The sequence below is a fragment of the Kineosporia sp. R_H_3 genome (genome assembly GCF_002198675.1).
Lineage (GTDB): Bacteria > Actinomycetota > Actinomycetes > Actinomycetales > Kineosporiaceae > R-H-3.
The window spans coordinates 1-8,182 of sequence record NZ_MWLL01000217.1; the positions used below are offsets into that span (position 1 = coordinate 1).

At 75.8% G+C, this 8,182-nt stretch carries 10 protein-coding genes; 7 read left to right on the top strand and 3 right to left on the bottom strand.

Features of this window, described 5'->3' with window-relative positions; genetic code table 11:
* Positions 1-174: 174 nt before the first annotated feature.
* Together ECOMGDLI_RS27240 and ECOMGDLI_RS27245 are read right to left on the bottom strand one after the other, a co-directional pair.
* A complete protein-coding gene (locus ECOMGDLI_RS27240; protein WP_088319982.1) occupies positions 175-867 on the bottom strand; it encodes an alpha/beta fold hydrolase in 693 nt (230 codons plus the stop codon).
* A gap of 168 nt (positions 868-1,035) precedes the next feature.
* Entirely contained in the window at positions 1,036-2,211 is a 1,176-nt protein-coding gene (locus ECOMGDLI_RS27245; RefSeq protein ID WP_088319983.1) for a glycoside hydrolase family 5 protein, read from the bottom strand.
* Between the two features lie 218 nt (positions 2,212-2,429).
* Here ECOMGDLI_RS27245 and ECOMGDLI_RS27250 point away from each other — a divergent pair, with 218 nt between their 5' ends.
* Genes ECOMGDLI_RS27250 through ECOMGDLI_RS27260 form a run of 3 tightly spaced genes read left to right on the top strand, consistent with a single transcriptional unit; the run spans position 2,430 to position 5,488 of the window.
* Positions 2,430-3,875 carry a sensor domain-containing diguanylate cyclase gene (locus ECOMGDLI_RS27250; RefSeq protein WP_088319985.1) on the top strand — a complete coding sequence of 482 codons (1,446 nt, stop codon included), beginning with the start codon at positions 2,430-2,432 and terminating at the stop codon, positions 3,873-3,875.
* The gene (locus tag ECOMGDLI_RS27255) at positions 3,872-4,693 is read left to right on the top strand and encodes an HDOD domain-containing protein (protein WP_088287271.1); all 822 of its coding nucleotides are present in this window, start codon (positions 3,872-3,874) and stop codon (positions 4,691-4,693) included. Before ECOMGDLI_RS27250 ends, ECOMGDLI_RS27255 begins: the two co-directional genes overlap by 4 nt.
* Positions 4,694-4,741: 48 nt before the next feature.
* On the top strand, positions 4,742-5,488 hold the full coding sequence (locus ECOMGDLI_RS27260; RefSeq protein ID WP_088319986.1) for an HNH endonuclease family protein: 747 nt from the start codon (positions 4,742-4,744) through the stop codon (positions 5,486-5,488).
* On the opposite strand, the gene ECOMGDLI_RS27265 is transcribed toward ECOMGDLI_RS27260, so the two are convergent.
* Complete coding sequence (locus ECOMGDLI_RS27265) at positions 5,418-6,662, bottom strand: cation:proton antiporter (RefSeq protein WP_198955225.1); 1,245 nt, start codon at positions 6,660-6,662, stop codon at positions 5,418-5,420. The two genes, ECOMGDLI_RS27260 and ECOMGDLI_RS27265, sit on opposite strands and share 71 nt — an antisense overlap.
* A 202-nt stretch (positions 6,663-6,864) precedes the next feature.
* Here ECOMGDLI_RS27265 and ECOMGDLI_RS27270 point away from each other — a divergent pair, with 202 nt between their 5' ends.
* Genes ECOMGDLI_RS27270 through ECOMGDLI_RS34110 form a run of 4 tightly spaced genes read left to right on the top strand, consistent with a single transcriptional unit; the run spans position 6,865 to position 7,872 of the window.
* Positions 6,865-7,104 (top strand): hypothetical protein, encoded by a 240-nt coding sequence (locus tag ECOMGDLI_RS27270; protein ID WP_088319987.1) that lies wholly within the window; start codon positions 6,865-6,867, stop codon positions 7,102-7,104.
* Positions 7,101-7,280, top strand: coding sequence for a hypothetical protein (locus tag ECOMGDLI_RS27275; protein WP_088319989.1), 180 nt, complete (start codon positions 7,101-7,103; stop codon positions 7,278-7,280). Before ECOMGDLI_RS27270 ends, ECOMGDLI_RS27275 begins: the two co-directional genes overlap by 4 nt.
* Complete coding sequence (locus ECOMGDLI_RS34940; protein ID WP_158221178.1) at positions 7,277-7,438, top strand: hypothetical protein; 162 nt, start codon at positions 7,277-7,279, stop codon at positions 7,436-7,438. Before ECOMGDLI_RS27275 ends, ECOMGDLI_RS34940 begins: the two co-directional genes overlap by 4 nt.
* The gene (locus tag ECOMGDLI_RS34110) at positions 7,435-7,872 is read left to right on the top strand and encodes a DUF2637 domain-containing protein (protein WP_158221179.1); all 438 of its coding nucleotides are present in this window, start codon (positions 7,435-7,437) and stop codon (positions 7,870-7,872) included. Before ECOMGDLI_RS34940 ends, ECOMGDLI_RS34110 begins: the two co-directional genes overlap by 4 nt.
* Positions 7,873-8,182 lie beyond the last annotated feature (310 nt).

Below are 8,182 nucleotides of genomic sequence, written 5' to 3' on the forward strand. Positions count from 1 at the left end.
AGTCGCCGACGTCGTCGCCGAGTGGGCCGACCGCACGCCCTGACGCTGCCCCCGGTCGGCCGTCCGGCGTCCACCTGCCGAGACGCCCGTACCGCAGAATGTCACAAGAGCGCTCCGACGCACGACACGCCGCGTTCGCGGCCCGTTGGTGCGTCCTGCGGTGCGCCGCCGCCGCTACCCGGCGACCTTCGCGATGATCGCCGCGACCTCGGCCGGCATCGACGCGAACGGCGAGTGCGACGACTCGAGCGTGTGCACCGCCCCGGCGCGCGCCGACATCGCCTGCTGCGCCGGGTACGGGATCGCCTGGTCCTGCGTGCAGGCGACGTAGGTGCTCGGGACGTCGTGCCAGGCCGCCCCGGTCTGCGGTGCCATGAACGCCGCGACCGACTGCGGGCGCAGCCGGCCGAGCCAGTCGGCGGCGAGGGCCGGATCGACGTCCCCGTAGGCCACCTGCACCCCGACCGCAGGGTCGACGGTGATCGTCCCGTCCGCCTCGTCGACGACGAACCACGGCGGCGCCTGCCCGCCGACGGCCTGGAACAGCGACTCGCCGGCGTCGAGCATGAAGGCGCACAGGTAGACCAGGTGCGAGACGTCGGAGCGGCCGGCGGCCGCCTCGCTGACGACGACACCGCCGTACGAGTGCCCGAGCAGCACGGTCGGGCCGGGGCGGGCGTCGAGCGCGGCCCGGACGACGGCGACGTCGTCGGCGAGGGTCCCGTGGTCGCCCGCGCTCGGCAGGTCGACCGTCGCGACGTCGAGCCCGGCGGCGGCGAGGTGCGGGAGCAGCGGCTCCCAGCACCAGCTCCCGTGCCAGGCGCCGTGGACGAGCAGGACACTGCGGGTCTGGTCGGACGCCGTCACGGGTGCCTCCCGGTGGACGGGGCCGCGACGCTGCGGCCCTCAGGTCAGCGGATCGTGCCACGACGACCTGGCGAGACGCAATGGCTGTGTAGCACGTCCTGCGTGCGGTGGTCGTGAGTCAAGGGCCGTGAGTCAAGGGCCGTGGGGCAGCGGCCGTGAGGCAGTGGGTCAGCCGGTCGCGATCCGGCGCACGACGAGCTTCGCGTGCCCGTGCAGCCGGGTGCTCCAGTTCTGGGCGAGCGTCGTCCCCGGTGCCAGCAGGCACGTCGAGTCGCCGCAGTCGTCGAGCTTCCACGCCGTCCAGGAGATGCGGTGCTTCTTCGCCCAGTCGAGCCAGGCCGCCGCGGCGGACTCGCACACGGCGCCGTCGAGCCCGCCGTCGGCGTCGCTGGCACCCCACTCGGTGACGAACAGCGGCAGCCCTGCGGCCCGGGCTGCCTCGGCCTTCGCCCGCAGCGCCGTGGTGTGCGTGCAGGAGTAGAAGTGCAGCGTGTACATCAGGTTCGTGCCGGCGACCGGGGACGCAGCGGCCTGGTCGACGTCCTGGGACCAGTTCGGCGTCCCGAGGATCACCACGTTGTCCGGGTCGTGCGCCCGGATCGAGGCGAGAACGGCCTGGTGGTACGGCTTGAGCGTGTCCTTCCAGCTCACCGCCAGCGGCTCGTTGAAGGTCTCCCAGAGCACGTTCGGCCGGCTCCCGTACTTCTTCGCCATGGCGGAGAAGAACGACTGCGCCGCCGCGCGGTCCGAGGCCGCCTCGTGGGCGTGGTAGTCGACGACGACGTACACGCCGGCCTTCGTCGCGTTCTCGACGATCCGCTCCACCTGCGCCCGGGCCGTCGCCGGGTCGCTGAGGTACGCGCCCGCGGGCTCGACCCCCATCGCTGCCCGGATCACCGTGATGCCCCAGCTGTCGCGCATGAACCTCAGCTTGGTCAGGCTCTCGGCGTAGTGGTCGTCGTCCCAGTTCAGCCACATCGAGCTCACGCCGCGCAGCTGGACGACGGTGCCGTCGGCGGCGCACAGCCGGGCGCCGCACACCTCGAGCCGGCCCCACCGCGCGACCGGGGTGCGCTTCGGGGTGGTGCCCGCCGAGGCGGACGTCGTCGACGCCGCGGCCCGGGTCCGGGTCGTCCCGCGCGTCGTCGACGCGGTGCCTGACCCCGCCCCGCCGGCCGCCGGCGCGGTGCCGCCCCCGCGCACCGCCGTGACGGCGAGCACCGCGACCCCGGTCGCGACGAGCGCGACGGCGACCCCGGCCGCCACCGGGACGGCGGTCAGGCGCCGTACGAGGCCGCGCCGCCGACGGACGCGGCGCGGGCGGGCAGTCTCGGGCTGGTCCATGACCCCCAGTCGCCCGGCAGGGCCGCAAGGTTTGCTGCCTCATCTGCCGACCTGATCCGCCGACCTGATCCGCCGACTGATCCGCCGACTGATCCGCCGACTGATCCGCCGACCTGCTGCGCCGTCCGGGTGACACCCCGGGGGCGACCGTGGTCACCGACGGCTACAGGGAACGCCCGGAACGCCCGATAACCCCACCCGACGGGTGAAGGAGGGGCATGAGCGAGGGTGCACGCGTGGACGTCGGACCGGCGGTCCCGCAGCTCGAGACCGTACTCACGCAGGCGTGGCACGCCGCCGCCGAACGGGGCGGCGCCGCCGTCGCGCTCGTCGGCCGGCTGAGCCCCGCCGCGGAGCCGACGGCCGAGCACGAGACCCGGGACGTCCGCGTCGTCTGGGCCAACCCCGCCGCTCTCGAGCTCCTGGGCCTGGGCCCGGGCGAGCTCGACGACGTCCTCCTCCTCGACGCCGCGCCCCGGCACCAGCGCGGCCAGGCCTGGCCGCTCGTCGCCGCGTCGCTGCTGCGCGGCACCGGCGGCCAGGGCATCGGTGTCGTCCGGCGCCCCGACGAGTCGACCCGGCGGGTCCAGGTCCAGGTCGTCCCGCTCCAGGGCGGCTGGCTCGTCACGCTCACGGCGCACGTCGACGACGCGAAGGCCGCGCGGACGGCGGCCGCCGAGGCCGACCACCGCTTCCGGGCCCTGGCCGAGCACGCCCCGGTCGGGATCTTCCTCTCCGAGGCCGGGCTGCGCCTCGGCTACGTCAACGGCCCCTTCGCCGAGCTCCTGGGCACCGACCCGGGCGCCCTCACCGGCACGGCCTGGGTCGACGCGATCCACCCCGACGACCGGACCGAGCTGCTCGAGGCGGTCCACGCCGTCCTCGCCGGCCAGGAGCGCGACCTGCGGGTGCGGCTCGCCGCGCCGGTCACCTCCCGGGTCCCGCTGCCGGACGGCGACCCGGACGACGCCGCACCGGGCACGGCTCCTGCCCGCTCGTCCCAGCGTTGGCTGCACCTGCGCCTGGCCCCGACGACGACCCCGTCCCGGGCGGCCGGCTTCGTCGGCACCGCCGAGGACGTCACGGTCCGCCGGGCCTGGGAGGAGCAGATGTCCTACCAGGCGCACCACGACCCGCTCACCGGGCTCGTCAACCGGCGCCGCCTCGTCGCCGTCCTCACCGAGCTGCTCTCGAGCCGGCGCGGCCACGACCGCGCGTTCGCCGTCCTCTTCTTCGACCTCGACGGGTTCAAGGAGGTCAACGACACGTACGGCCACGAGGCCGGCGACCGGGTCCTCATCGAGGTCGCCCGGCGGATGCAGCGCACGGCCCGCGACCAGGACGTCATCGCCCGGATCGCCGGCGACGAGTTCGTCGTCGTCCTGCGCCACGTGGGCAGCCCCGAGGAGGCGGAGGCCACCGGCCGACGGCACCTCGCCGCGCTCGCGGGCCCGCTCAAGGTCTCCGGCCGCGAGGTGCTCCTGTCGGCGAGCCTCGGGATCGCGATGCCCTCGCCGCTCGACACCCCCGAGACGCTGCTGCGCGCGGCCGACCGGGTCATGTACGACGCCAAGGCCGCCGGCTCGGGCGGGTACCGGATGGCCCAGGCCACCACGGGACGCCCCGACGCGACCGACGACGACGCCGAAGGGAGCACGCTGTGACCGTCGACGCCGTCGACACCCTGCTCGCGCGCCACGAGCAGCTGCCCGCCCGGGCCCAGGCGGCCGCGCGGGTGCTCCAGCTCTGCGACGACCCCGACACCTCGGCCCAGCAGCTCGCGCGGGCGATCGGCACCGACCCGGTCTTCGCCGCGAAGGTGCTGCGGGTCGCCAACTCCAGCTACTACGGGCTGTCCGGCCGGGTGAGCACGCTGCCCTTCGCCGTCTCCGTCGTCGGCTTCCAGACCGTGCGCAGCCTCGCGGTCGTCGCCGCGGCCGGCCTCGACGACCCGGACGCCACCCCGCACGGCTTCTGGGAGGGTGCGGCGCTCGCCGCCACCGCCGCGGAGGTCTTCGCGCCGCTGCTCGAGGCGGACACCGGCGACGCCTTCTCCCTCGGCCTGCTGCACACCCTCGGCTCGGCACTGCTGCACCAGCACCGCCCGCTGGGCCTGGTGTGCCTGCCCCAGCCGGACGACGTCGCCGCGCTCGCCGACGCCGAGGTCGCCGCCTACGGGACGACGCACGAGGTCGTCGGGGCACGGGTGCTGTCGCTGTGGCACTTCCCGGACCGGGTCTGCACCCTCATCGCCCGCCACCACGACGCGCTGCTGCCCGACGCCGCGCCCCTGGAACGGACCCTGCACGCGGCCCGCGCGGTCGCCGACAAGCTCCTGCGCGACGTCGCGCCCGACGTCACCGACCCGTCGATCGCCTGGCTCACCGACGGTCTCGTCACGCCCGACGAGCTGCCCGCGCTCTACGAGCGGGTCAGCAGCCGGGCCGCGGCCCTCCTCGACGGGCTCCAGACCCGCCGCTGAGGCCGACGTCGCCCGGGCCGTCCCCGGCGCCCCCTAGCCTTGCGCCCCATGGGGTCCGCGGGGTCGGGATGGGTGCGCACGGGGGCGGCCCTGCTCGTCGTCGCCTGCCTCGGCGGCTGCGGTGCCGTCGCCGACCGGTTGCCGTGGGGCGGGTCGTCCGGGAGCGCGGCCGGGTCCGCGTCCGCGCCGACCGGCGGGGCGGACGGCGTCCCCGGTGCCCCCGGGAGGGCGCTCGCCGCCCTCGACACCCTGCCCGTCGAACCGTTCCGCCTCGTCGACGGCTACGACCGCGACGCGTTCGGGCAGCGCTGGGCGGACGTCGACCGCAACGGCTGCGACACCCGCAACGACGTCCTGCGGCGCGACCTCGCGCAGGTCGACCTCGACCCGCGGACCCGCGGCTGCGTCGTCCGCACCGGCCGGCTCACCGACCCGTACACGGGCGAGACGGTGGCGTTCGTCCGCGGCCCGCAGACCTCCCCGCTCGTCGAGATCGACCACGTCGTCGCGCTCGCGGCCGCCTGGCGCACCGGGGCGTGGGACTGGCCGCCCCCGCGGCGCGAGGAGTTCGCCAACGACCCGCTCAACCTGCTCGCGACGAGCCGCGCGTCGAACCAGGGCAAGGCCGCCCTGGACGCCGCGGGCTGGCTGCCGCCGCGCGCGGCGTCCCGGTGCCCGTTCGTCGCCCGCCAGGTCGCCGTGAAGCGCCGGTGGGGCCTGAGCGTCACCCCGTCCGAGCGGACGGCGATGCACCGGGTGCTCGCGACGTGCCCGCAGGCCCGGCTGCCGGGCTGACGCCCCGGGTCAGCAGCCCCAGCGCGGCGGCCGGGAACAGCAGGACCGACAGCACGCCCGCGCTGACGAGCGCGGCGGCGGTGACGCTGCTCATGGCGCCGGTCGCCACCCCGATCTGGGTCGCGGCGACAAGGAACGGCAGCGACGTCGCCTGGAGCAGGCCGGCGGCGAGCGTCCGGGGCCCGTCGAGGCTGCGGCGGTACAGCAGCGCCGGGACCCCGCGCACGACGAGCAGCGCGAGCAGCAGCACCGGCACCCGCAGCGTCGCCGCGGGGTCGGTGAGCAGCCCGCGCAGGTCGAGCCGGATCCCGCTGGACACGAAGAACACCGGCACCAGGAAGCCGTAGCCGATCGCCTCGAGCTTGGTGCGCAGGTGCGGGTGCGAGGCGGCGTCGCGGTCGACCGTCGCGACGACGGCACCGGCCACGAACGCGCCGAGGATCGTCTCGATCCCGAACCGGGCCGCGAGGGCGACGAAGCCGAGCAGCAGCACGACCGCCGCCCGGACCCGGACCTGCGCGGTCGTGTCCTGCAGCCGCAGGAGGACGTCGCCGAGGCGCATCGACCGCCCGGCCCGTCGCACCGCCACGGCGACGACGACGGCGAGCACGGCGAACGCGGACAGCAGCGCCGCCGTCGCCCCCGTGCTCCCCGTGGCGGAGAAGAGCAGCGACAGCAGTACGACGGCGGCGACGTCGGCGACCGTCGCCCCGGCCACGGTGAGCCGGCCGACCGGGGCGCGCTCGACCCCCGCGTCCTTGAGGACGGGGACGACGAGCCCGAGGGAGGTCGCGGACAGGGCCACGGCGACGAGCAGGCCGCTGCGCACCCAGCCCGCGGCCTGCAGGCCCAGCCCGACGGCGAGCCCGAGCACCGCCGTCACGACGTACCCCAGCGCCGCCGGCCGCAGCGTCGGGCCGTCGAGGGACCGCACGTCGGTCTCCAGACCGGCGAGGAAGAGCAGGAACCCCAGGCCCAGCACCGCCAGGACGGCGACGACCTCGTCGACCTCCACCCAGCCGAGGCCGGTCGGGCCGAGCAGGACGCCGACGAGGATCTCGACGACGACGGACGGTACGCGCAGCCGGGGCACGAGACCGAGGACGAGCGGCACCAGGAGCGCGATCGCGCTCACCAGGAAGAGGTTGTCGAACCCGACGTCCGGCATCGTCATGGCGTCCTCTCCGGCGCGACCGCCTGCCGGCCGCTCCGGAGCAGTGGTCCGCGCGGCGGGCACCGGCGTTACGGCACCCGCGAGGTCACTGCGACGGGATGAGGCTCAACATCCTGTGTGAAAGACACACTTAACACAGGACGGCCCCCGGGAGCGCGCCAACGCTCACCGAGGGCCTGGACCAGCCGCTAGGAGGCTGACCGTGCCTACCATTCTGCCCCCGCCGTCCGCTGAGGTCGCGCGATTCGCCGCGTTCCGCGAGTGCCTGCACATCCGGCACACGCCCGACGGCGTCACGATCGAGCTGGCCGGCCCCGCCGTCGACGACCTCCCGGCCGACCTGCGCGCCGAGATGCTCGAGGCCGCCGGGGACGTCGTCTTCCTCGCGCTCGCCAGTCACGGCGTCCCGGTGACCAGCATCGAGTTCGGCGCCGCCGCGTGAAGGCCGCAGGCTGGGCCGTCCTCGACGCCGAGGACCGGGTCCTGACCCTCGAGCTGTCCCGCGTGATCGCCCACGACATCGCCGACCGCATCGACGGCTCGCGCGTCGCACCCGTCACGGTCGCGGACCTCGACGACATCGACGAGGACGTCCCGGCCGGGCAGGCGCAGCGGTGACCCGCCTCGCTGGCCGCGCCGCGGCCCTATGCGCCCTCACGGCGTCCGCGGGCGTCGTCGCCTGGCACGCCCCCGCCGGCGTCCCGCTGGCCGCCCTGGCGGCTGCTGGCGCCCTCTACGTCCTCGCCCAGCTCGTCCGCGCCGGGGCGCTGCGGTGAGCGACCGGCCGACCGGCCGGGACCCGCTCGCGGTCGCCGCGGTGCTGCTCGCCGTGACCGCGTTCGCCGGGTCGTTCGACCACGTGCGGACCGTCGTCGCCGACCACGGTCAGACCGGTTGGCTGTCCTGGGCCATCGCGGCCATGCCCGAGGTGTCCGTCGTGCTCGCCGTCCTCAAGGTCCGGCGAGCCCGCTCGACCGGCGAGCCGGTGGCGTGGGCGTGGGTGGTCGGCGGCTCAGCCGCGGCGTTCACCCTCGCGGCGAACATCGCGACCGCCGAGCCGTCCCCGTGGGGACCGACCTGCTCATGGTCGGGCAGGCGGTCGCCGCGGACCTCGACCGGGCCGGGCAGCGGATCACCCGTGCCGCCCTGCAGGCCGGCGTCCGTGCCCGCGGGCACACCTGCTCGACCGGCCGGGCGCAAGCCCTGCTGACCGCGGTCCGCGACCTCGAGCGGACCGCCTGACCGCGCGTCCCCCCGTTGGCCCGCTGAACGCCCGGCACGGACGTCCCCTCGTCTCCGTGCCGGGTCTTGAGCAGACCAGCTCAGCGCGTCTCACAGCCGCTCTCGCGCCTAACCAGCAGCGGCCCGGTCACACCTCCCCGAACCTGCCGAACCGGCGGCAGGACGGCACCGCTCGCGACGGTCCCCGTAGGCCCATGACAGCCACGGCCCAGCACAGGGCCGGGGCTACTCGTCGTGGGGCGAACGTCGCTGAGTGGAGGCGGGGGCGGCGGGCCACG

Excerpts from the sequence above, each read along its gene's own strand:
- ECOMGDLI_RS27245 (WP_088319983.1), bottom strand. The coding sequence starts at position 2,211 with ATGGACCAGCCCGAGACTGCCCGCCCGCGCCGCGTCCGTCGGCGGCGC.
- ECOMGDLI_RS27250 (WP_088319985.1), top strand. The coding sequence starts at position 2,430 with ATGAGCGAGGGTGCACGCGTGGACGTCGGACCGGCGGTCCCGCAGCTC.
- ECOMGDLI_RS27260 (WP_088319986.1), top strand. The coding sequence starts at position 4,742 with ATGGGGTCCGCGGGGTCGGGATGGGTGCGCACGGGGGCGGCCCTGCTC.
- ECOMGDLI_RS27265 (WP_198955225.1), bottom strand. The coding sequence starts at position 6,662 with ATGACGATGCCGGACGTCGGGTTCGACAACCTCTTCCTGGTGAGCGCG.